24 protein-coding genes are annotated in these 21,430 nt (G+C 66.6%); 9 read left to right on the top strand and 15 right to left on the bottom strand.

The window, feature by feature from the left end; all coding sequences use genetic code 11:
• Positions 1–263: 263 nt before the first annotated feature.
• The gene (locus F0A17_RS17810; RefSeq protein ID WP_149329704.1) at positions 264–740 is read left to right on the top strand and encodes a hypothetical protein; all 477 of its coding nucleotides are present in this window, start codon (positions 264–266) and stop codon (positions 738–740) included.
• Positions 741–841: 101 nt separating this feature from the next.
• Here F0A17_RS17810 and F0A17_RS17805 read toward each other — a convergent pair whose 3' ends face one another.
• The 7 genes from F0A17_RS17805 to F0A17_RS17775 form a co-directional block, all read right to left on the bottom strand.
• The gene (locus F0A17_RS17805) at positions 842–2,371 is read right to left on the bottom strand and encodes a cytochrome D1 domain-containing protein (protein WP_187774731.1); all 1,530 of its coding nucleotides are present in this window, start codon (positions 2,369–2,371) and stop codon (positions 842–844) included.
• Positions 2,368–3,219 carry a uroporphyrinogen-III C-methyltransferase gene (cobA, locus tag F0A17_RS17800; RefSeq protein ID WP_149329703.1) on the bottom strand — a complete coding sequence of 284 codons (852 nt, stop codon included), beginning with the start codon at positions 3,217–3,219 and terminating at the stop codon, positions 2,368–2,370. Before cobA ends, F0A17_RS17805 begins: the two co-directional genes overlap by 4 nt.
• Before the next feature lie 66 nt (positions 3,220–3,285).
• Positions 3,286–4,485 (bottom strand): heme d1 biosynthesis radical SAM protein NirJ, encoded by a 1,200-nt coding sequence (gene nirJ, locus F0A17_RS17795; protein WP_149329702.1) that lies wholly within the window; start codon positions 4,483–4,485, stop codon positions 3,286–3,288.
• Between the two features lie 26 nt (positions 4,486–4,511).
• Positions 4,512–5,060 (bottom strand): siroheme decarboxylase subunit beta, encoded by a 549-nt coding sequence (gene ahbB, locus F0A17_RS17790; RefSeq protein WP_149329701.1) that lies wholly within the window; start codon positions 5,058–5,060, stop codon positions 4,512–4,514.
• The gene (locus F0A17_RS17785; RefSeq protein ID WP_223111570.1) at positions 5,035–5,517 is read right to left on the bottom strand and encodes an Lrp/AsnC family transcriptional regulator; all 483 of its coding nucleotides are present in this window, start codon (positions 5,515–5,517) and stop codon (positions 5,035–5,037) included. The genes ahbB (F0A17_RS17790) and F0A17_RS17785 overlap by 26 nt, the downstream gene beginning before the upstream one ends.
• A complete protein-coding gene (gene ahbB, locus F0A17_RS17780; RefSeq protein ID WP_223111569.1) occupies positions 5,514–6,035 on the bottom strand; it encodes a siroheme decarboxylase subunit beta in 522 nt (173 codons plus the stop codon). Before ahbB (F0A17_RS17780) ends, F0A17_RS17785 begins: the two co-directional genes overlap by 4 nt.
• Positions 6,032–6,535 (bottom strand): Lrp/AsnC family transcriptional regulator, encoded by a 504-nt coding sequence (locus tag F0A17_RS17775; protein WP_149329700.1) that lies wholly within the window; start codon positions 6,533–6,535, stop codon positions 6,032–6,034. Before F0A17_RS17775 ends, ahbB (F0A17_RS17780) begins: the two co-directional genes overlap by 4 nt.
• 227 nt (positions 6,536–6,762) lie before the next feature.
• Here F0A17_RS17775 and F0A17_RS17770 point away from each other — a divergent pair, with 227 nt between their 5' ends.
• Both F0A17_RS17770 and F0A17_RS17765 read left to right on the top strand, forming a co-directional pair.
• Entirely contained in the window at positions 6,763–7,104 is a 342-nt protein-coding gene (locus tag F0A17_RS17770; RefSeq protein WP_149329699.1) for a c-type cytochrome, read from the top strand.
• Positions 7,105–7,120: 16 nt separating this feature from the next.
• Positions 7,121–8,338 carry a cytochrome D1 domain-containing protein gene (locus F0A17_RS17765; RefSeq protein WP_149329698.1) on the top strand — a complete coding sequence of 406 codons (1,218 nt, stop codon included), beginning with the start codon at positions 7,121–7,123 and terminating at the stop codon, positions 8,336–8,338.
• Here the strand turns inward: F0A17_RS17765 and F0A17_RS17760 are convergent.
• Both F0A17_RS17760 and F0A17_RS17755 read right to left on the bottom strand, forming a co-directional pair.
• Positions 8,288–9,514 carry a cytochrome P450 gene (locus tag F0A17_RS17760; protein WP_149329697.1) on the bottom strand — a complete coding sequence of 409 codons (1,227 nt, stop codon included), beginning with the start codon at positions 9,512–9,514 and terminating at the stop codon, positions 8,288–8,290. The genes F0A17_RS17765 and F0A17_RS17760 overlap by 51 nt on opposite strands.
• A 20-nt stretch (positions 9,515–9,534) precedes the next feature.
• Positions 9,535–9,981, bottom strand: a complete 447-nt coding sequence (locus F0A17_RS17755; RefSeq protein ID WP_228716951.1) for a MarR family winged helix-turn-helix transcriptional regulator — start codon at positions 9,979–9,981, stop codon at positions 9,535–9,537.
• 78 nt (positions 9,982–10,059) lie between these two features.
• Between F0A17_RS17755 and F0A17_RS17750 the strand changes: the two genes are divergently transcribed.
• From F0A17_RS17750 to F0A17_RS17725, 6 genes are all read left to right on the top strand, one after another.
• Complete coding sequence (locus tag F0A17_RS17750) at positions 10,060–10,620, top strand: YIP1 family protein (protein ID WP_149329696.1); 561 nt, start codon at positions 10,060–10,062, stop codon at positions 10,618–10,620.
• A gap of 93 nt (positions 10,621–10,713) precedes the next feature.
• Entirely contained in the window at positions 10,714–11,709 is a 996-nt protein-coding gene (gene ubiU, locus F0A17_RS17745; RefSeq protein ID WP_149329695.1) for a ubiquinone anaerobic biosynthesis protein UbiU, read from the top strand.
• 8 nt (positions 11,710–11,717) lie between these two features.
• On the top strand, positions 11,718–12,632 hold the full coding sequence (locus F0A17_RS17740) for a U32 family peptidase (RefSeq protein ID WP_149329694.1): 915 nt from the start codon (positions 11,718–11,720) through the stop codon (positions 12,630–12,632).
• Between the two features lie 188 nt (positions 12,633–12,820).
• Entirely contained in the window at positions 12,821–14,551 is a 1,731-nt protein-coding gene (locus tag F0A17_RS17735) for a ribonucleoside triphosphate reductase (protein ID WP_149329693.1), read from the top strand.
• A 44-nt stretch (positions 14,552–14,595) separates the two neighbouring features.
• Positions 14,596–14,760 carry an anaerobic ribonucleoside-triphosphate reductase gene (nrdD, locus tag F0A17_RS17730; RefSeq protein WP_149329692.1) on the top strand — a complete coding sequence of 55 codons (165 nt, stop codon included), beginning with the start codon at positions 14,596–14,598 and terminating at the stop codon, positions 14,758–14,760.
• A gap of 56 nt (positions 14,761–14,816) precedes the next feature.
• Positions 14,817–15,566: an anaerobic ribonucleoside-triphosphate reductase activating protein gene (locus F0A17_RS17725; protein WP_149329691.1), complete on the top strand. Its 750-nt coding sequence runs from the start codon at positions 14,817–14,819 to the stop codon at positions 15,564–15,566.
• A gap of 1 nt (position 15,567) precedes the next feature.
• On the opposite strand, the gene cdd is transcribed toward F0A17_RS17725, so the two are convergent.
• The 6 genes from cdd to F0A17_RS17695 are packed head-to-tail and all read right to left on the bottom strand — an operon-like array spanning position 15,568 to position 21,407.
• Complete coding sequence (gene cdd / locus F0A17_RS17720; RefSeq protein ID WP_149329690.1) at positions 15,568–15,984, bottom strand: cytidine deaminase; 417 nt, start codon at positions 15,982–15,984, stop codon at positions 15,568–15,570.
• On the bottom strand, positions 15,981–16,709 hold the full coding sequence (gene deoD / locus F0A17_RS17715) for a purine-nucleoside phosphorylase (RefSeq protein ID WP_149329689.1): 729 nt from the start codon (positions 16,707–16,709) through the stop codon (positions 15,981–15,983). The genes cdd and deoD overlap by 4 nt, the downstream gene beginning before the upstream one ends.
• A gap of 10 nt (positions 16,710–16,719) precedes the next feature.
• A complete protein-coding gene (locus F0A17_RS17710) occupies positions 16,720–17,955 on the bottom strand; it encodes a phosphopentomutase (protein ID WP_149329688.1) in 1,236 nt (411 codons plus the stop codon).
• Positions 17,952–19,325 carry a thymidine phosphorylase gene (deoA, locus tag F0A17_RS17705; protein WP_149329687.1) on the bottom strand — a complete coding sequence of 458 codons (1,374 nt, stop codon included), beginning with the start codon at positions 19,323–19,325 and terminating at the stop codon, positions 17,952–17,954. The genes F0A17_RS17710 and deoA overlap by 4 nt, the downstream gene beginning before the upstream one ends.
• Positions 19,325–20,098, bottom strand: a complete 774-nt coding sequence (gene deoC / locus F0A17_RS17700) for a deoxyribose-phosphate aldolase (protein WP_149329686.1) — start codon at positions 20,096–20,098, stop codon at positions 19,325–19,327. The genes deoA and deoC overlap by 1 nt, the downstream gene beginning before the upstream one ends.
• Positions 20,099–20,135: 37 nt before the next feature.
• Positions 20,136–21,407, bottom strand: a complete 1,272-nt coding sequence (locus tag F0A17_RS17695) for a NupC/NupG family nucleoside CNT transporter (protein ID WP_149329685.1) — start codon at positions 21,405–21,407, stop codon at positions 20,136–20,138.
• Positions 21,408–21,430: the final 23 nt, after the last annotated feature.

Here is a 21,430-nt window from a genome sequence, read left to right as displayed (position 1 = left end):
GACTTGAACGCTAGGACAAGCGCATTGTGCGACGCATGGCGCACAAGAATCATGACAAGCATCAAGAAGCTGCAATACGAGCGACGCGCGGCTGCAACCTATCGTCTTCAGCATAAAGCACGGCCGCCGCACCGGTCCTCGACATGAAGCCAGGTCGGAGCGGCGGGCCCGCTTGGCAAACGTCAATGACAATACGCCCAAAACACGACTTAACGCACTCGCCGGTGCCGCGGCGCGGCACCACTCCGCCAGGGAGGCACACCATGTCCGCTTTTTCGATTGCACTGGCCACGCACGATCCCTTGCCCCAAGGGCAGCTCGCGCAGGTTTGTCATCATGAGTATCGCGAACTTCGACGTCATCGCAGTCTTGCACTGAGCTTCCTGCCGAGCCGGCAGGATATCAGTATGGTCATGGCGCTGTTCGGCATCGAGAGCGAGCAGCGCCTGCTCGAACTCCATCGCCTGGCCGAGCGCATGCAGGCCTTCGTCGATGCCTGGGAGCATGAACCGCAGCGTTCGGGCGCTCCTCGTGACGCTTTTCGCGAACAGGTCTTCGTCTGCGATGACGATACCGCCCGTGTCCTGCTGGCCCGAGCCCACGCCGATACCAGCCTATCGCTGCACTTCTACGAAAGTCAGCTGGCGATCTGCTGCACCTTGGAGATGCGCACCCTGCTCGAGCGCTTCCGCAAGCAGTACCGGGCGGCGCAGCGCATCATCGAAGAGCTGGCGGCCTGAGCTTCAGCGCTGTGCCGAATTCGTCGCGACACGAAGCAGAGCCGCCAAGGATGGCGGCGATGGCGCAGCGACTCGCCGTGCCACCTTTGCGCCGCGATTTCCTAGTGACTGGTACCCTCTTCATATTGGGTCTTGTTCCACACGTTGTACTTGCCCGACGGCTTGTTCATCGGCATGCGCCCCAGCTCCTCCAGGGTATTGGCGTCGAGCCACAGCAAGTAGCCGTCGTCATCCCAGATGCTCAGCAGCAGGGTCTCGCCGCGGCGATCGAACTCCACGTGGGCGGCGGTCTTGCCCGGCTCGGGAATCAGCGTCTCGACGATCTCCAGGCTCTGCTTGTCGATCACGTGGATGCGATCGTGATGGGGACCGAAGAAGACGTCGACCCAGGCGTAGGGCGAGTTTTCGTGGCTGCGCATGAAGAAGCCGGGACCGTCGGTCTCGATCTGGGTGAGCAGCGTCCAGTCGCTCATGTCGAACACCGAGACCTGGCCGCGGTCGATGTGCGGGATCGCCATCACCCGGCGCCCGTCGAGCTCCCAGGTGATACCGGCCCCCAGGTGCGGCATGCCCTCCAGCGGCAGCTCGGCGACCTTCGCTTCGCTATCCAGGTCGAACACCTGTCCACCCCGGCCGCCACGCGCCGCCCCCACCAGGTAGCGGTACTCGGGGTCGAAGAAGAAATCGTCGAGATAATCCGGCACCGCCATGCGATGCAGGGAGAAGTCGCCGACCAGCGTCTCGTCGCCGGCGGCACGCTCTTTCGGCCAGCGGATCTCCCACACCTCGGGAATATCCTTGAGCGCCACGACGAAGCTGTTGCGCGGCGGTGCGGCGTAGACGGCGCTGACCCGCGAGGTGTCGCCGTCGAGCCCTTCCACCGGGATGCGGGCGATCAGCTCGAGGTTGCGCGCGTCGAGCAGCACCAGGGTGTGAGGCAGGTAGTTGCCGGCCAGCACATAGCGTCCGTCGGCAGAGACGGCGATGTTGCGCATGTTGATGCCGGCGCGCACCTCGGCGGTGACCTCGAGGTGGTAGATGTCGTACTTGGTCACCCAGCCATCGCGGGAGCCGAAGTAGACGTAGCGGCCGTCGGGCGAGTACTTGGGCCCGCCGTGCAGCGCATAGCGACTGGGGAAACGGGCGATACGCTCGAAGCGATCACCGTCGAGCAGGCTGACGTGGTGATCACCGATCTCCACCACGACGAACAGGTTCTTGAGATCCTCGACCTGGAACACCGGCTCGTCGGGCAGGATGCCGTCGGGGTAAGTCACCACGTGGCTGGCCAGGATATCCTCGTCGGTCCAGCTTGGCTCCACCTCCGGGGTCTCGAAGATCCATTCAGCCAGGGCGGCGATCTCGGACTCGTCCAACAATTCATCGTAGGCGGGCATCTGGGTGGCGATGCGACCGTCGCGGATCACCTCGACGGCCTCGGTGCGCTTGAGTCGCGAGAGGTTGTCGGGCAGCAGCGCGGGGCCAATGCCGCCTAGGCGGCTGGCGCCGTGGCAGATGGCGCAGTGGTGGTTGTAGAGCATGTTGGCGTCGGGCGCATCGGCCTGCGCCATCGATGCAGCCGAGAATGCCAGGCCCAGCATGACGCCGAACAGCGGCAGGACGCCCCTCATACGACCCGCCTCCTCGCTTCCATCGGCACCACGTCGCGCCATGGCGTCGTCGTCATGCCGGGCCCCAGGGTATCGGCCAGGCGCACCACCTCGCCCACCACGATCAGGGTCGGTGGTTTGAGTGACTCGCGCTCGATCGTTGCCACCAGGCTACCCAGGGTGGTGAATACGTTGCGCTGCTCCGGTGTGGTGCCCCGCTCCACCAACGCCACCGGATGCTTCGCCGGCAGACCGTGACGCTGCAGCTCGCGGCTGATCAACCCGGCATTGGCTAGCCCCATGTAAAACACCGCGGTGTGATGGGGCACCGCCAGCGCGGCCCAGTCCAGCGCCAGCTCGCCGTCGGCCCTGGCGTGGCCGGTAACGAAGGTCACGCTCTGGGCATGGTCGCGGTGGGTGAGCGGGAAACCCGCGTAGGTGGAGCAGCCCGAGGCCGAGGTGATGCCCGGCACCACGCGAAAGCCGACGCCGCACTCGACCAAATGCTCGGTCTCCTCGCCGCCGCGGCCGAAGATGTAAGGGTCGCCGCCCTTGAGGCGTAGCACGCGCAGCCCCTTTCGCGCCAGCTTGACCAGCAGGGCGTTGGTCTCCTCCTGGGGTAGCGAATGGTGACTCGCGGCCTTGCCCACGTAGTAGCGCTTCGCCTCGGGGCGCGCCAGTGCCAGTACCTCTTGGGACACCAGCCGGTCGAACACCAGGCAGTCGGCCTGCCGTAGCAGCGACAGCGCGCGCAGTGTGAGCAAGCCCGGGTCGCCCGGTCCGGCGCCGACGATGGCGACTTCGCCGGGCGCCAGCGGTGCCTCGTCGAGGACGAAACTCAGGTGTCGCGAATGGCGGTGTGTGGTCATGGTCGGCCTCTCCCCGAAGCGTCAACGCGGTCTGGCATTCGTGTTTCTGTGCGAAGCTTGGTCGTGTCAGAGTTCAATGCCTGGGATGGCATCGAAAGGTGCTGCCACGCGACGTTGCCGGCCCTCGGCGACGCCGATCTCCTCATTGCTGAAGTAGCAGCCGGGATCCTCCTCCCAGGGATCGCCGGTCATCTTCCATGCCCTCACCCGGGTGTTACCGTTGCAGATCGCCAGATAGCGGCACTCGGCGCAGCGCCCCTTGAGCGGGCGCGGGCGCTGGCGGAAGCCCTGCATCAGAGCATCCTCTGTGTCGCGCCAGATCTCGGAGAATGGCCGGTGGCGCACGTTGCCGAGGTCGTGATCCCACCAGAAGGTATCCGGGTGCACGGTGCCCAAGTTGTCGATGTTGGCGATGTGCTCGCCCGAGGCATTGCCGCCCCAGTGGACCAGGCGGCGCTCCAGCGCCTCGGCCCGGTCGGGAAAGTGCTCACGCGCCCACCTCAGCAGGAAGGGGCCATCGGCGTCGTTGTTGCCGGTGACGTATTCACGCTCGACGCCGCGTTCGAGTTCCGCCCGGCAATGGTCGAATAGCCGGGTCATGGCGTCGCGGGTCATCTGGTACCAGGCGTCCTGCCTGCGATGACGATGGCCACGCCCACCGTAGTTGAGGTGCGAGAGGTAGAACTTGTCGACGTCATGCTCGTCGATCAGCGCCAGGATGGCGTCGAGCTGCGCGTAGTTCTGCTGGGTCAGGGTGAAGCGCAGCCCCACCTTGATGCCGTGCTGCTTGCATAGCTTCACCGCATGCATCGACTCGCGGAACGCCCCCTGGCGGCGGCGGAACTCGTCGTGGGTGGCCTCGAGGCCGTCGATGCTGATGCCCACGTAGTCGTAGCCGCACTCGGCGATGCGCACAATGTTGCGCTCGTCGATCAGGGTGCCGTTGGTGGAGAGCCCGGTATAGATGCCGAGCTCCTTGGCCCGCCGGGAGATCTCGAAAATGTCCGGGCGCATCAGCGGCTCGCCACCGGAGAGGATCAGCGCCGGCACGCGGAAGCGCTTGAGGTCGTCGAGAACGGTGAAAACCTCCTCGGTGGAAAGCTCGCCCTGGAAGTCGACGTCCGCCGATACCGTGTAGCAGTGCTTGCAGGTCAGGTTGCAGCGCCGAATCAGGTTCCAGATCACCACCGGGCCGGGAGGCTTGTGGGTTGGCGGCATCGGTGTGGGCTCGAGCAGCGACTTGATGTAGCGGGTGACACGAAACATGCAAACCTCCTCAGGCGGCGCAGGCCTCAGCGCGGCGAACCGAGCCGTCGAGCTAGCCGCAGGCCGGTCTTCTTGAGAATGCGGGAGCTGTAAAGGATGCGGTGGTCGCGGCAGGCGTCACCGAACCGCTCGCGCAGCGCCTCGGCCTGGCGCTCGACCTCCTCGCGCGTGCGCCCGTGCAGCATCACGAACAGGTTGTAGGGCCACTCGGGCAGGTGACGCGGACGGCGGTAGCAGTGGCTCACGCCGGGTATCGCCGCCACTTCGCGCCCCAGCCGCTCGATATGGGCATCATCCACGTCCCATACGGTCATGCCGTTGGCCACGTAGCCCAGGCGGTAGTGGTTGGGCACTGCGGCGATGCGGCGGGTCATCCCGTTCGCCTGCATGCGTCGCATGCGCGCCAGCACCTCGTTGCCGGCCAGGCCCAGCGGTTTGCCCACCGCGCCCCAGGGGTCCGGTACCAGCGGCAAACCGGCCTGGGTGGCCAGCACGATGGCACGATCGATGGCGTCGAGACCGTTCGCGCTGGTGTCGTCGGCCTGCGGCTCAGACGGGCAGGTGGAGACGGACATGGAATTCCTCCTGCTTGGGCAGGTTGAACACGGCAAGGCCGGTGGCGACTTCGATCGCCGCGATCACTTCGCCGATACGTTCCGGCGTCTCGGTGGCCAGCACGAACCACATGTTGAGGCGATGCTCGCGACGGTAGTTGTGGGCCACCTCGGGAAAGGCATTGACCGCCGCGGTGACCCGCTCGAAGTCGGCTTCCGGCACCTCGAGTGCCGCCAGTGTCAGGCCGCCGCCCAGGCGCTGCGCGTGGTACATGGGACCGAAGCGGCTCAGCACACCGGCTTCCAGTAGCCGCTCGAGGCGGTAGAGCAGCTCCCCTTCGGAGAGAGAAAGCTCGGCTGCCACGGCGGCATAAGGCGACTCGACCAGCGGTAGACCTTCCTGCAGGCGGTTGATGATGCGCCGATCGGCGCCATCCAGTTCGGCCGGCTCGGGCCGCTGGGCACGTGCAACGCTCATGGCTGCTCCTCGCGGGTGTAGCGGCCACCGCACTGCTTGTAGGCTTTCACGCTGAATAGCACGCGGTGGGGAATGTCCTGCAAGCCTTGGCGTTCGACGATATCGTTCAGCGCGGCCAACACCCGCTCGCGACGGGTACCATGGATCATGCAAAAGAGGTTGTAGGGCCAGACCGGCGGACACCGCCTGCGGCGATAGCAGAGCGTCACCGCAGGCTCGGCGGCCAGACGCCGGCCCACCTCGGCCACGTCAGCGTCGGGCAGGTCCCACACCACCATGGCGTTGGCGCGGATGCCCAAGGCATGGTGCTTGACCACCAGCCCCATGCGCTTGATCAGTCCTTCCCGCTGCCAGCGCTCGACCCAGGCCAGCACCTCGCGCTCGCTCATGCCGCACTGCTCGGCCAGTGCGCGCCAGGGCCGCTCGGTCAACGGCAGGCCGCGCTCGAGCAGCGCCCGGAGCCGCCGGTGGGAGGTGCCTCCAGTGGGCATGGAAGTCGTCGACGACAGGCGACTCATGGCGCCTCCAGCTCAGCCCAGGAAATGGGAAATCCCAGGTCGATATGAAACGCTTCGACCATGGGCAGGCGCAGCAGCGCATACCCCAGCTCTTCCTCCAGCGCCTCCAGGCGCGCCTCGAGCTGAATCTCGTCGGAGGCCGTCATCACGAACCAGAGGTTGTAGTCGTGTTGGCGGGCCAGGCCTTCACGAGCCAAGCCTTCACGAGCGTAGTTGTGATTGATGCCAGGCGAGCGGTTGATCGCCTCCGCCACCGCGTCGCGCTCGGCCTCGGGCACCGCCACCGCCGCCAACAGGCTGGCGCCGGCACGGGCAGGGTCGAACACCGGCCCCACGCGACTGAGCACTTCGGCCTGCTGCAGCCACCGGAGCCGCTCGATGACTTGCGTCTCGCTCACGCCCAGGCATTCACCCATGGCGGCGAAGGGCCGTTCGCAGAGCGGCAGGCCACGCTGGTAGGCATCGATGAGGCGTCGGTCGAGGGCGTCGAGTTCGGCCATGGGCAGGTACCTGGCGGGACGAAGGAAGCAGGATCTTAAGCGGCATCTTACATGCCACATCAGCCCTGGAAGCCGCCATCGGATGTGTCGTTGACGCAAGTCAAAAGTCCCGAGCGACGTGTCATGCGCTTGATGACGGTCAAGGCGGGCTTCCGCCCGGCGCGGGACACTGCGGCGACAGCTCGCTCCCCGCGACGACCATCGTCAAGCTGCCGCCGAGGTTTTCAATGAAGCTGCCGGCCCTGATACCGCTGCTCTATGCCGCCCTGGTTCTGCCGGCCCTGGCGAGCGGCGATGCGCCCGGCCCCGAACATCGGGCCGAGCTGGAAACCCTGCTCTACCAGGATTGCGGTTCCTGCCACGGCATGACCCTGCGCGGCGGGCTTGGCCCGGCCCTGCCCCGCGACCGCATGCAGGGCTTCAGCCCCGAGGCGCTCGTGCACATCATCCAGCACGGTATCCCCGGCACTGCCATGCCAGGCTGGAAGGCCCTGCTCAGCGACGCCGAGGCTCGCTGGATTGCCGATCACCTGCGTACCGACAACCGCCTGGAAACCCTGGCCGACTGATCCCGAGGAGATCGAGATGCCGCTGCCCCGCCCCCTCAAGACCCTGATCGCCGTTGGCGCTCTCTCCCTGCTGGCCGCGGGGCATGCCCTGGCCGAGGTTGCCGACGTAGCACCCGAGCTGCGCGGCACCGGCGACCTCGGCGTGGTCATCGAGCGAGCCACCGGCAGCGTGGCGCTGGTCGATACGACGGCCAGACAAGTGCTGCGCCATGTCGAGGGCTTTGGCGATCTCTCCCACGCCTCGGTGAAGTTCACCCGCGACGCGCGCCACGCCTTCGTCTTCGGCCGCGACGGCGGGCTGACCAAGCTGGATCTGCTGACCGGCGAGATTGCCGGTCGCATCATCCAGGGGGGCAACAGCATCGGGGGCGCCATTTCCCAGGACGGCCGCTTCGTGGCAGTGGGCAACTATGAGCCTGGCGGGGTGAAAGTGTTCGACACCGAGACGCTGGAACTCATCATCGACGTGCCGGCCACTTACGAAAAGCCCGACGGTTCCATGGGTCAGGCCAAGGTGGTGGGGGTGGTGGACGCGCCGGGCAATGTCTTCGTCTTCAGCCTGTTCGAGGCCGGGGAAATCTGGACCCTGGACATGTCGCAGGACGAGCCCGAGCTGACCCCATACCGCAACGTGGGCAGCATGCCCTATGATGCCCTGATCACGCCCAACGGGCGCTACTACATCGCCGGGCTATTCGGCGAGGACGGCATGGTCCTGCTCGACCTGTGGCACCCGGAGAGCGGCGTGCAGCGTATCCTGCCCGACTATGGCCAGGGCGAGGAGCGCCTGCCGGTTTACAAGATGCCTCACCTGGAAGGCTGGGCCATGGCCGGCAACCTCGCCTTCTTCCCCGCCGTGGGACGCAGCGAGGTACTCGTTGCCGACACCACCGACTGGTCGCTGGTCGGTCGCATTCCGGTGCAGGGCCAACCGATCTTCGTCATGAGCCGCCCCGACGAGCGCCAGGTGTGGGTCACCTTCGCCCACCCCGATAATGGCCGGGTTCAGGTGATCGACACCCAGCGTCTCGAGGTGATCCAGACGTTGGCGCCGGGCGAATCGATCCTGCACAAGGAGTTCACCCCGCGCGGCGAGCACATCTGGATCTCGGCCCGCGACAGCAACCAGGTGGTGGTCTACGACACCCGCACCTTCGAGGAGCTGGCCAGGCTGCCGGCCGAGTCACCCAGCGGGATCTTTTTTACCCATCGGGCGCACCAAATCGGGCGATGAACCTTGCCGTTCAGCGCGCCACCTGACCGGCACCGCCGAGTATCCTCCGGCGGGGAATCTGGCCCGAATCGCCGGCTTGTCGGCGATGAGGGCGAGATGGATCGTATCGGCAAGCAGTGCTTCCATGATCAGGCGCAGCTCCATGCGCGCCAGCGGCGCGCCGGGACAGACATGGATACCGGCGCCATAAAGCAGGTTGGTCTCCGCATCCCGATCCAGCCGGCACTCATCCGGATCGCCGAATACGGCCTCGTCGCGGTTGGCTGCCCCCCACAGAAGCGTGAGCTTCTCCCCCGCCTCCAGGCGCCGCCCCCCGATCATCACGGGTTTCGTCGTGACCCTGCGATTGGACATTAACGGTGCATCGAGTCTCAGGATCTCGTCGATGGCAGCCGGCAGCAGCTCCGGCTCGCCGCGTAGCCTTGCCTGCAGATTGGGATGCTCGGCCAGGTAGCGCACCAGAATTCCCACACTGGCCGCTATCGTCCCCAGTTCCCCTACCGTCCAGTTCCGGATGATGCTGACAATCTCCTCGTCCCGTAGCGGCCGGCCCTCTACGGTTTCACGCAACAGGCGAGTCGTCACATCGTCAGGGGCAGCCGCTCCCGCGGTCCGCCGGGTTTCGAGCAGCTCCCGAATCACACCGTCGAACTCCAGCGCCAATTTTTCCAGGCGCTCCCGATCTCCCGCCAAGGTGGCGTCATGCTGTTGTCGAATCCAGTCGCGTAGGGGCTCGTGTAGACTCGATGGCCAACCCATGAAAGCGCACTGAATCTCCAGAGCAAAGTTCTGGCCCAGTTCCGCCATTGCCTCGATCTCGCCCGTTTGCGGTAGCCGCGCCACCACGCTCTCGGCAATCTCCCGACAGTGCGGCTCGAACGATGCCATCGCTTCGGGACTGAAATACGGCTCGATCAGCCGTCGAAATCGCGTATGTTCCGGCGGATCCATGGCGTTGGGCACGGAGAGATGACGACTGGCGGCATTGCTGAAAGTCTCGTGATCCGTGAGTACCCGCATCACGTCTTCATGGCGAAACAGCGACCACTGCAGGTAGTCGCTGTAGGCCACAGGGCAACGGCGACGCATCTCATCATAAGCCGCCATCTGGTCGCGTTGCACCGAATCGGCTCGTGGGTCCCAGTCATGCGAATCAGGGGCGAAAAGGTCGGTCATGATGTCTCCTCTGCTCGGCACTATGAATGAGGCAACTCGGGCCAGCCCGGCAAGGTGAACTCTTCCTGCAGATGGCGCAGTTCCGGCTGGTGCTCCTTCGCCACCCGCTCCGCGAGCTGCGCTCCCTTGGGTAGCAGGTGCACTTCGCTATGCCGACGATCGATCCGCCCCGATCGACGCTCCACCAGGGCCAGCTGCTCGCAGCGATCGACTAGCATGACGGTTCCGTGATGCTTGGCTTGCAGGCGCTCGGCAAGTTCGCCCACCGTGGCCCACTCACGTTCCTCGAACCCCTTCAGATGCAGCAACAACTGGTACTGGAGTGACGTCAATCCATGCCGGCGACAGATCTCCTCGCTCTCACGCAGAAAGCAGCGCAACCGATAACGGAAGTGAGAGAGGCGTTCGAAATCCCGCTTGGTCAATGCTTCGGCATCTGTCTCCCGGCCGGCGTACTTCCGCATCATCGTGCTCCTTGACAGGTTACGGCTCCAAGGCTAGAAAATATCATAATGTGATATAAAAAAATTGACCGTGAGCATGTCATGAACCTTTCGAGCCTTCTTCAACTCCCCTTCTCGCGAGGCGGTTGGCAGCAATTGCGCCAGGACCGGCCTTCCCTCAACGCGTTGATCCTTCGCGTTGTACTGCCACTGTCGCTGCTGCCGCCGGTCATGCTGCACTACGCCATCCATCAGCACGGCGATACCCTGCTCACCGGTCTGGCCGAGCGCCCCTGGGTCATCATCGCCCCGGCGCTGTTCACCGCCGAACTGCTCACTTTCCTGGTAATGGGCTGGCTGATTCACGGCGTGGCGGGCGCCCACCGCCTGCGGCTCAGCCATCGCGACGCCTACTTCCTGGCCGCCATGGTGCCGCTGCCGCTGTGGTTCTCCTCGCTGACCCTGTTCGTTCCCGACATGCCGTTCATCGTCTGTGGCGTACTGCTGGCCATGGTGCTGTCGTGTGGGCTGGTCTATCACGGCCTGCAAGCGTTCGCCGAGCGCGAGGAGGATGACGTCATGGTCATGTCGGCCACCTACACCGTCATCGCCTTCGGCCTGATGGCATGGGGGCTGCTGCTGGCGCTGGTGTGGGCGCTGTAAGTGTAAGCGCGCTTCGCCATGATCCTCATCAAAAGTCCTTTCCGCGTAGTCGACTAGCATGGTCGGGTTTACCCAGACTGCGAGGAGAGCGACATGGAGCTCGTCTGCCCGGCCGGCAACCTGCCGGCCCTGAAGCGGGCGGTGGATGAAGACGCCGATGCCGTCTACTTCGGCTTCCAGAACGCCACCAACGCCCGGCAGTTCGCCGGCCTCAACTTCACCGACAAGCGCGCCCGCGAAGGCATCGATTACGCCCATGCCCGCGGCAAGAAAGTGTTCTGCGCCATCAACACCTACCCGCAGCCCGACGGCTGGGCCCAGTGGACCCGCGCCGTGGATCAGGCCGCCGAGCTCGGCGTCGATGCCCTGATCCTGGCCGACATGGGGCTGCTCGACTATGCCGCGGGGCGTTACCCCGATCTCGCCCGCCACCTCTCGGTGCAGGGCTCCGCTACCAGCCACGAGGCGCTGCGCTTCTACCACGACCAGTTCGGCATCAAGCGCGCCGTGCTGCCGCGAGTGCTTTCGATCACCCAGGTGCGCGACCTGGCCAGGCAGAGCCCGGTGGAACTCGAAGTGTTCGCCTTCGGTAGCCTGTGCATCATGGCCGAGGGGCGCTGTTACCTGTCGTCGTACCTCACCGGCGAATCGCCCAATACCCGCGGGGTCTGCTCGCCGGCGGCCCACGTGCGCTGGGAGGAGACCCCGCAAGGACTCGAGTCGCGCCTCAACGGCGTACTGATCGACCGCTACGGCGAGGGCGAGCGGGCCGGCTACCCCACCCTGTGCAAGGGGCGCTTCGAGGTCGGCGGCGAGACCTACCACGCCATCGAGGAGCCCACCAGCCTCAACACCCTGGAGCTGCTGCCGGAGCTGCGCGAACTCGGCATCAGCGCGGTGAAGATCGAGGGCCGCCAGCGCAGCCCGGCCTACGTGTCGAAGGTCGCCGGCATCTGGCGCCAGGCGCTGGACCGCCTGGAACGCGCACCCGAGCGCTTCCACCCCGACCCCGCCTGGATGGCCGGCCTCGGCGAGGTCTCCGAAGGCGCCACCACCACCCTGGGCGCCTACGAACGCCGCTGGAAATAGGAGGTTTCATGTCATCCGATTCCCTGCAGCTCGCCCTGGGCCCGGTGCTGTTCTACTGGACCCGCGAGCGCTACGCCGACTTCTACCGCGAGGCCGCCGACTGGCCGGTGGAGATCGTCTATTTGGGCGAGTCCGTCTGCTCGCGACGGCGCGACATGAAGCTCGACGATTGGCTCGGCATCGGCCGCGAGCTGGCCCAGAGCGGCAAGCAAGTGGTGCTGGCGAGCCAGACCCTGATCGAATCCGAGGCCGACCTGCGCGACCTGCGCAAGCTGTGCGACAACGGTGAGTTCATGGTCGAGGCCAACGACCAGAGCGCATTGCAGCGCCTGGCCACCGCCGGCCTGCCCTTCGTCGCCGGCGCCGCGCTCAACCTCTACAATCCGGCGGCCATCGGCGTGATGGCCCGCGCCGGCATGCGCCGCTGGCACGCGCCGGTGGAGATGTCGCGCGATGACCTCGCCCGGCTGCTCGCGGACTGTGCCGCCGAGGGCCTCGATCAACCCGGCGAGGTGTTTGCCTACGGCCACCTGCCGCTGGCCTGGTCGTCGCGCTGCTTCACCGCCCGACGCCACCAGAAGCCCAAGGACCGCTGTCAGTTCGTCTGCCAGAAATACCCCGAGGGTCTGACGCTGCGCACTCAAGAGGCGTCCAAGGAGGTGTTCACCCTGAACGGCATCCAGACCCTCTCCGGCGCCTGCCAGGACCTGCGCCATGAGGTCAGCGACATGGCCGCGATGGGCGTGGCGGTGGCGCGCCTAAGCCCGAGGGCCGAAGGCATGGCCGAGGTGTTGGCCGCCTTCGACGCCGCCCGCCGCGGCGAGCTGCCCGCCGCCGACCCGCTTAGCCTGGTCGAGGCCGAGGTATGCGACGGCTACTGGCACGGCCGCCCGGGTATGGACAATACCCGGCTGCACGTCTAACCGCCGATATGAGCGCTTTTGCGCCTGTATTCGAACCCCGCCGACCGGCGGGGTTCGTCGTTCCCCGAGGTTCCAACTGGCCTTTTTCTGACCTGAGTCATGTTCTCCCGCTGCCGAAGGGACTAGCCTTCACGTACCATATGTTGTGGTTGAAAATACCAAACGGCAGCACATATAGGGAGAATACGGTGAACGCCCCCACAAGCCAGGCCGGCCCGCGCCGCATCGACGTCGCCTCGACCGTCAACGAATACCTCGAACGCGCCGACTGGCGCGTGCACGCCAACGCCAACCAGGGCTACTCCCTGGGCGGGCTGATCCTCAACGTCTCGGGCAAGCTGATCGCCAACTATTGGCTCGACGAGGTCTACCCGGCCGAGGTCGGCGCCGCTCACCGCGAAGGCGACCTGCACATCCACGACCTCGACATGCTGTGCGGCTACTGTGCCGGCTGGTCGCTGCGCCAGCTCTTGATCGAGGGCTTCAACGGCGTGCCGGGGCGCGCCGAGAGCGATCCGCCGCGCCACCTCTCCAGCGCCTTGGGACAGATGGTCAACTTCCTCGGCACGCTTCAGAACGAGTGGGCCGGCGCCCAGGCCTTCAGCTCCTTCGATACCTACCTGGCACCCTACGTACGCAAGGACGACCTCGATTTTGTCGCGGTGAAGCAGGCGGTCCAGGAGTTCATCTACAACCTCAACGTGCCGTCGCGCTGGGGCAGCCAGACGCCCTTCACCAACCTCACCTTCGACTGGGTGTGCCCGGCGGACCTGCGCGACCAGGTGCCGATCGTCGGCGGCGAGGAGCAGCCCTTCACCTACGGCGAGCTGCAGGCGGAGATGGACCTGCTCAACCGCGCCTACCTGGAGGTGATGGAAGCCGGCGACCGCCAGGGGCGAGTGTTCACCTTCCCCATCCCTACCTACAACATCACCCCGGATTTCGACTGGGAGAGCGACAACGCCGAGCGGCTGTTCGCGCTGACCGCCAAGTACGGCCTGCCCTACTTCCAGAACTTCCTCAATTCCGACCTGGAGCCGCACATGGTGCGCTCCATGTGCTGTCGCCTGCAGCTCGACCTATCCGAGCTGCTCAAGCGCGGCAACGGTCTGTTCGGCAGCGCCGAGCAGACCGGCTCGCTGGGGGTGGTGACGCTCAACTGTGCGCGCCTGGGCTACCGCTTCGCCGGCGACCGGGCGGGCCTGTTCGAAGAGCTCGACCGCCTGCTGGCGCTAGGCCGCGACAGCCTGGAACTCAAGCGTGGACGCATCCAGCAGTGGATGGACGAGGGGCTCTACCCCTTCACCCAGCGCTACCTGGGCACCCTGCGCAATCACTTCTCCACGCTGGGCGTGAACGGGCTCAACGAGATGGTGCGCAACTTCTCCGACGACCGCTACGACATCACCGCCCCGGAGGGGCGTCAGCTCGCCCTGGAAATGCTCGACCACGTGCGTGCCAGCATGCAGGCCTTCCAGGCCGAGACCGGCCATCTCTACAACCTGGAAGCGACCCCGGCGGAGGGCACCACCTACCGCTTCGCCCGCGCCGACGTCGAGCGTTACCCAGGCATCCTGCAGGCGGGCACGCCCGGGGCGCCCTACTACACCAACTCGAGCCAACTGCCGGTGGGGCATACCGACGATCCCTTCGAGGCACTGATTCATCAGGATCCGCTGCAGACTCGCTACACCGGCGGCACCGTCCTTCACCTCTACATGCGCGAGCGGCTCTCCAGCGCCACCGCCTGCCGCAAGCTGGTGCACACCGCGCTGTCTCGCTTCCGCCTGCCTTACATCACCGTGACACCGACCTTCTCGATCTGTCCGGTGCACGGTTATCTGGCCGGCGAACACGAGTTTTGCCCGAAGTGCGACGAGGCACTGCTGGCAAGACGCGCTGCGGCCGCTTCGGCCTGAGCGTTTTCTCAACCGCTGTTACCCACCACTGGAAGGAGCAATCAATGACGATCGTCGATACCCTGCCCACTGAACAACGCCAGCGCTGCGAAGTGTGGACCCGCGTGATGGGCTACCACCGCCCGGTCAGCCAGTTCAACGTCGGCAAGCGTTCCGAGCATCGCGAGCGCCGCCACTTCACCGAGCGGGCCGCCGGCCTGACGCTCTGAGACACACCACTGCCTGACGGATGCCGGGCCTCTGCGCCCGGCACTGGAGCCTTCGGATGATCGTCACCGACCTCGACCCGCCCACCCTCGCGCCCCTCGATGGCATCCGCCTGCCCATCGCCGGGATGACCCCGATGACCACCCTGGACTATCCGGACCACCTGGCTTGCGTGGTGTTCCTGCAGGGCTGCCCGCTGCGTTGCGGCTACTGCCACAACGGCCACATGATGCCGCCGCGACGCGGCGACGAGAGCGAATGGCAGGCAGTGCGGGAGTTTCTCAAGAGCCGTCGGGGGCTGCTCGAAGCGGTGGTGTTCAGCGGTGGCGAGCCCACGCTACACAATGCGCTTCCGGCTGCCGTCAGCGAGGCGAAGACGATGGGCCTCAAGGTGGGGTTGCACACTGCCGGGCCCTATCCGGCACGGCTTTCACGCCTGCTACCGAATCTCGACTGGGTGGGGCTCGACGTGAAGGGGCGCGGGCGCGATTTCGACCGTATCTGCGGACGGCCCGGCATCTGGCAGCGCAACAGCCAGAGCCTGACGGCGCTGCTCGACAGCGGCATCGACTTCGAGTGTCGCACCACCGTGCACTGGCGCGACTTCGAGCTGGCCGACGTGGAGCGCCTGGCACTGACCTTGGCCGACTGTGGCGTGCGCCGCTACGCCATCCAGGTGGCCCGCACCCGCCAATGCCTCGACCCGGCCTACTGCCAGCCGGTGGAGAACGCCCCGCCGCGGGCGATGCTTGCCTGGCTGGTCAAACGCCTGGCACCGCACTTCGAGCGCATCGAGCTGCGCGATTGAGTCAGTGGCTGAGATTCTCCGGCCCAAAGGCATCGGGTAGGAGCTGTTCCATGGTATAGCGCTTGAGCAGCCGACCCTCGGCGTCGACCACATGGATACGGGTCTCGGCGTCGGCGAATTCGCGGATGCGCTGGCGGCAGTCGCCACAGGGGGTACATAGGTGCTCGCCGGGGCCGATCACGTAGACGTTTCGCAGGCGCCGCTCGCCGGCGCCGACCATGGCGGCAATGGCCGAGGCCTCGGCGCACAGCCCCTTGTAGTGGGCGACTTCGACGTTGGCGCCAGCAAAGCGCGCGCCGCTCTCGCTTTCCACCATGGCACCCACCGGATGCTGCGAGTAGGGCGCGTAGGCGTTACCGCGCACCGCAATCAATGCCTCGACAATACTGGGATCTATGCCCGGATCGATCACGCTCATGCCGCCCCCGCCGCGTCGTCGCGCAGCACGACCTCCAGCGCCACCTCGACCATTTCGTTGAAGCTGCGCTCGCGGGCTTCGCTAGGCAGCGACTCGCCCTTGAGAATATGGTCCGATACGGTGCAGAGGGTCATCGCCCGGCCGCCGAACTCCGCCGCCACGCCGTAGAGCCCCGCCGCCTCCATCTCCACGCCGACGATGCCGTAGCGCTTCATCAGTTCGAACAGCTCGCCCTGGGGGTTGTAGAACAGGTCCGCCGAGAACAGGTTGCCCACTTTCACCGACACGCCCTGGGCCGCGGCGGCATCCACTGCGTGGCGGGTCAGCGCGAAGTCGGCGATGGCAGCGAAGTCGTGGCCCATGAAGCGGGTGCGGTTGACCGCCGAGTCGGTACTCGCGCCGAGGCCGATCACCACGTCGCGCACCGCCACGTCGTCACGCACCGCGCCGCAGGAGCCGACCCGGATCAGCCGCTTCACGCCATAGTCGGTGATCAGCTCCTTGGCGTAGATGGAAACCGAGGGAATGCCCATGCCATGGCCCATCACCGAGATCTCGCGGCCGCGGTAACGGCCGGTGAAACCGAGCATGTTGCGCACGTGGTTTACCTCGCGCGCCTCCTCGAGGAAGGTTTCGGCAATGTACTTGGCACGCAGGGGGTCGCCGGGCATCAGCACGGTATCGGCGAAGATGCCGCGTTCGCCCTGGATATGGGGAGTCGCCATGTCGAGGCTCCTATGCAGCGATTGGCTTGGGGAGAAAGCTCGTGCCGTCGTCCATGGGTGACAGGCCCAGGTAAGCCGCCAGGCTCTGGCCGATGTCGGCGAAGGTATCGCGCGCGCCGAGCGAGCCGGGCGCGAGCCCCGCGCCCAGCGCCAGTACCGGCACTCGCTCGCGGGTGTGGTCGCTGCCGTGCCAGGTGGGATCGCAGCCATGGTCGGCGGTGAGGATCAGCAGGTCGTCCTCGCGCAGTCTGGCGAGCAGTTCGGGCAGGCGCGTATCGAAAGCCTCCAGCGCGGCGGCGTAGCCGGCCACGTCACGCCGGTGGCCGTAAAGGGTGTCGAAGTCGACGAAGTTGGTCATGACGAGCGAGCGCTCGCTGGCCTCCTCCAGGGCGGCCAGGGTGGCGTCCATCAGCGCCTCGTGGCCGCTGGCCTTGACCGTGCGCGTCACCCCGCAGTGGGCGTAGATGTCGGCGATCTTGCCGATGGCGATCACTTCGCCGCCCTCGCTCTCGAGCTTCTGCAGCACCGTGGGCGCGGGCGGCTCGACGCTGTAGTCGCGGCGGTTGGCGGTGCGGGCGAAGTCGTCGGCGTTGCGGCCGACAAACGGCCGCGCGATCACTCGGCCGATGTTGTAGGGCTCGAGCAGGCGCCGCGCGGTTTCGCACAGCGCGTAAAGCCGCTCGAGGCCGAAGGTCTCCTCGTGGGCGGCGATCTGGAACACCGAATCGCCCGAGGTATAGACGATGGGCTTGCCGCTGGCCATGTGTTCCTCACCGAGCCGGGCGATGATCGCGGTGCCCGAAGCGTGACAGTTGCCCAGCACGCCGGGCAAGCCGGCCTCTCGTTCGAGCGCCTGGAGCAGCTCGGGTGGGAAGCTATTCTCGAGGTCGAAGAAGTAGCCCCAGTCGAAACGCACCGGCACGCCGGCAATTTCCCAATGGCCGGATGGCGTGTCCTTGCCCGAGGAAATTTCCCGGGCATGGCCGTAGGCGCCGATCACCTCGGTGGGCGGCGTCACGCCCTCGGCCCAGGCACCGCTGCTCTCACGGTGGGCATGGAACAGCCCCAGCCTCGCCAGGTTGGGCAGCGCCAGTGGTCCTCTACGACCAGCCACATTGCACTTCCCCTTGGCGCAGGCAGCGGTGATATGGCCCAGGGTGTCGGCCCCGGCGTCGCCGAAGTCCACCGCATCCGGCGCCCCGCCGATGCCGAAGGAATCGAGTACCAGCACGATGGCACGGGTCATGGCGCCTCCCGACGAATCACGTCTTGAATGAGTGTAGGCAGTGCGACGTCGCCGGCGGCGACGTCGTTCACCTCGATGGCGGCGCGCAGCCGAGCGGCGGCGTGCTCGGCCTCCGCCTCGCTTGCCGCATGCACCCAGGCCAGCGGGCGTTCGCCGCCGACCGGCTCGCCGAGAGCGGCGATACCGGTCAGGCCGACGGCCGGGTCGATGGTATCGTCAGGCGCACGACGCCCACCGCCCAGCGCCACCACGGCAAGCCCCACGCCACGAGTATCCATGCGCGTCACGCGACCGCTGCGCTCGGCATGGACGGGGCGCACGATGGGTGCCCGGGGCAGGTAGCGGTCGTGGCGTTCGAGCAGGTCGGCAGGACCGCCCAGGCCCGCCACCATGCGCGCGAAGCGCTCGGCGGCGGCGCCACTGGTGAGCTGCTCGTCGAGCAGTGCCAGAGCCGCATCGCGGCTGTCCGCCAACTTACCGGCCAGCAGCAGTTCGGCGGCCAGTACACGGGTCACCTCGAGCAGCCGGCCGCCGGTCTTTTCGCCTGTCCTTTCACAAGTCAACAGCGTGATCGCCTCGCGTACCTCGACGGCATTGCCGGCGCAGGGGGCCAGCGGCTGGCTCATGTCGGTGAGCAGCGCGGTGGTCGGCGTACCGGCGCAGCTGGCCACCTCGGCGATGGTCGCCGCCAGTTCCCGCGATTTCTCAGGCGTGGGCATAAAGGCGCCGCTGCCGCTCTTGACGTCCATCACCAGGGCGTCGAGGCCGCAGGCGAGCTTCTTGCCCAGGATCGAGCTGACGATCAGCGGCAGCGACTCCACCGTGGCGGTGACGTCGCGAATGGCGTAGAGCCGCCGGTCGGCCGGCGCCAGCTCGGCGGTCTGGCCGACGATGGCCACGCCCGCCTCGCGCACCAAGGTGCGAAGGCGCTCCCGCGAGGGGGCGATGTCGTAGCCGGGAATCGCCTCCAGCTTGTCCAGGGTACCGCCGGTGTGGCCCAGGCCACGACCGGAAACCATCGGCACGAAGCCACCGCAGGCGGCGACCCACGGCCCCAGCACCAGCGAGACGAGATCGCCCACGCCGCCGGTGGAATGCTTGTCGAGCACCGGCCCCGGCAGGTCCAGCCCGGGGCCCAGGCCGTGCCACGCCAGCACATCGCCGGAGTCGCGCACGGCCTCGGTCAGCGCCACCGTCTCGGCGGCATCCATGCCGTTGAGGAACACCGCCATGGCCAGCGCCCCGACCTGGGCGTCGGAGAGACTACCGTCACTGATGCCGCGGACCAGCTCGCCGATCGCCTCGGGCGAAAGCGCCTCACCGTCGCGCTTGGCGCGGATCAGTTCCTGGGGCAGCGTCTGCGAGCGCATCAATAGCCTCCCGCGGGACCTTTGTCTTCCTCGACGCCGAGCGTGGCGAGCAGGCTGCCGAGCAGCCCCGAGGCGCCGAAGCGGAAATGCGCCGGGGCGATCCAATTCGCACCCATCATCTGCTCAGCGAGGCGCAGGTAGGCGGCGGCATCCTCGGCGGTGCGCACGCCGCCGGCGGCCTTGAAGCCCACGTCGCGCCCGCTCGCCTTGATGGCGGTGAGCAGGACCTTGGCCGCCTCCAGGGTGGCGTTGACCTTCACCTTACCGGTGGAGGTCTTGAGGAAGTCGGCGCCGCCGTCAATGGCCAGCATGCCGGCGCGGTCGATCAGCCCCGCCTGCTTGAGCTCGCCGGTTTCCAGAATGACCTTGAGCACGGCGCTACCGCACTCGCGCTTGCAGGCGGCGACCAGCTCACGGCCGACCTCGGGGTCACCCGCCATCAGCGCGCGATAGGGGAAGACCACGTCGACCTCGTCAACGCCTGCGGCGATGGCCGCGCGGGTCTCGGCCGCGGCGCGCTGAACGTCGGCCTCGCCGTGGGGGAAGTTGGTCACCGTGGCGATCTTGACCTTGCCGGCCAGGCCCTGCTCGGCCAGCGCCTCTCGGGCAGTCTCGATGAAGGTGGGGTAGATGCATACCGCCGCCGGGTGGCCCGATGGTGTATTGGCCTTGCGGCACAGTTCACGAATGACGGCGTCGCTGTCGCCGTCGTTGAGGCTGGTGAGGTCCATCAGCGCCAAGGCCTGGCGCGCGGCCTGCTGCAGTTCGGTCATGACGTCACCTATAGAGGACGGAGAGAAATCGAGGCCATCAGATCACGCCCCCCAGGGCGAGGAAGAAGCCGGCGATGGCCGCCGACATCAGGTTCGAGAGCGTGCCCGCCAGCACCGCCTTCACCCCGAAGCGGGCGATGTCGTGGCGCCGACTGGGGGCGATGCTGCCCAGGCCGCCGAGCAGGATGGCAATCGACGAGAGGTTGGCGAAGCCGCACAGGGCGAAGGAGAGGACGGCAATGGTGTGGCCGCTCATGGCCTGGCCGGTATTCGTCACCATCGAGGTGCCTTCGACATAGGGCGACAAGTTGATGAAGGCGACGAATTCGTTGACCACTATCTTCTGGCCGATGAAGGAGCCGGCCAGGGTCGCCTCCTCCCAGGGTACGCCGAGCACGAAGGCAAGCGGGGCGAACAGCCAACCCAGAATCAGCTCCAGGCTTAGCGCCTCGACGCCGATCCAGCCGCCTACGCCGCCGAGCATGCCGTTGATCAAGGCGATCAGGCCGATGAAGGCGAGCAGCATGGCGCCGACGTTGGCTGCCAGGCGCAGCCCCGAAGTGGCACCGGTCGCCGCCGCATCGAGCACGTTGACCGGCTTGTCCTCCTCCTCGATGACCTGGTTGGCCTCTTCGGTGTCGTCCACCGGCTCGCGGGTCTCGGGCATGATCAGCTTGGCGAACAGCAGCCCGCCGGGAGCGGCCATGAACGACGCCGCGACCAGGTACTCCATGGGGATACCCAGCGCCGCGTAGCCGGCCAGCACCGAGCCCGCCACCGAAGCCAGCCCGCCGCACATCACCGCGAACAGCTGCGAAGGGGTCATGCGCGCGATGAAGGGACGCACCACCAGCGGCGCCTCGGTCTGTCCGACGAAGATGTTGGCGGTGGCCGAGAGCGATTCGGTGCGCGAGGTACCCAGTGCCTTCTGCAGCGCCCCGCCGAGGATGCGGATCACCCACTGCATGATGCCGAGGTAGTAGAGCACGGCGATCAACGAGGAAAAGAAGATGATCACCGGCAGCACCCGGATCGCGAAGACGAAGCCGATGCTGTCGACGTCGGCGAGGCCGCCGAACAGGAAATCGATGCCGTCGTTGGCGTAGAGAACCACCTGGCTGACGCCGGCGGAGATGGTCTGCAGCACCGCCTGGCCGAAGGGCACGTAGAGCACGAAGGCGCCGATGCCGGCCTGGATGGCGAAGGCGCCCCCCACGGTTCGCAGCCGAATGTCGCGCCGGTTGGAGGAGAAGACAAGGGCGATGGCGATGAGCGTCGCCATGCCGACCAGGCTCATGATGGCGGTCATGGAAAAGTCCTTCCGTTCGTGCT

The sequence above is a fragment of the Billgrantia pellis genome, from assembly GCF_008297955.1.
In the GTDB taxonomy this organism is placed as follows: Bacteria; Pseudomonadota; Gammaproteobacteria; order Pseudomonadales; family Halomonadaceae; genus Halomonas; species Halomonas pellis.
The sequence above is the reverse complement of the archived record's forward strand: the minus strand, read 5'-3'. Positions and strand labels throughout refer to the sequence as shown.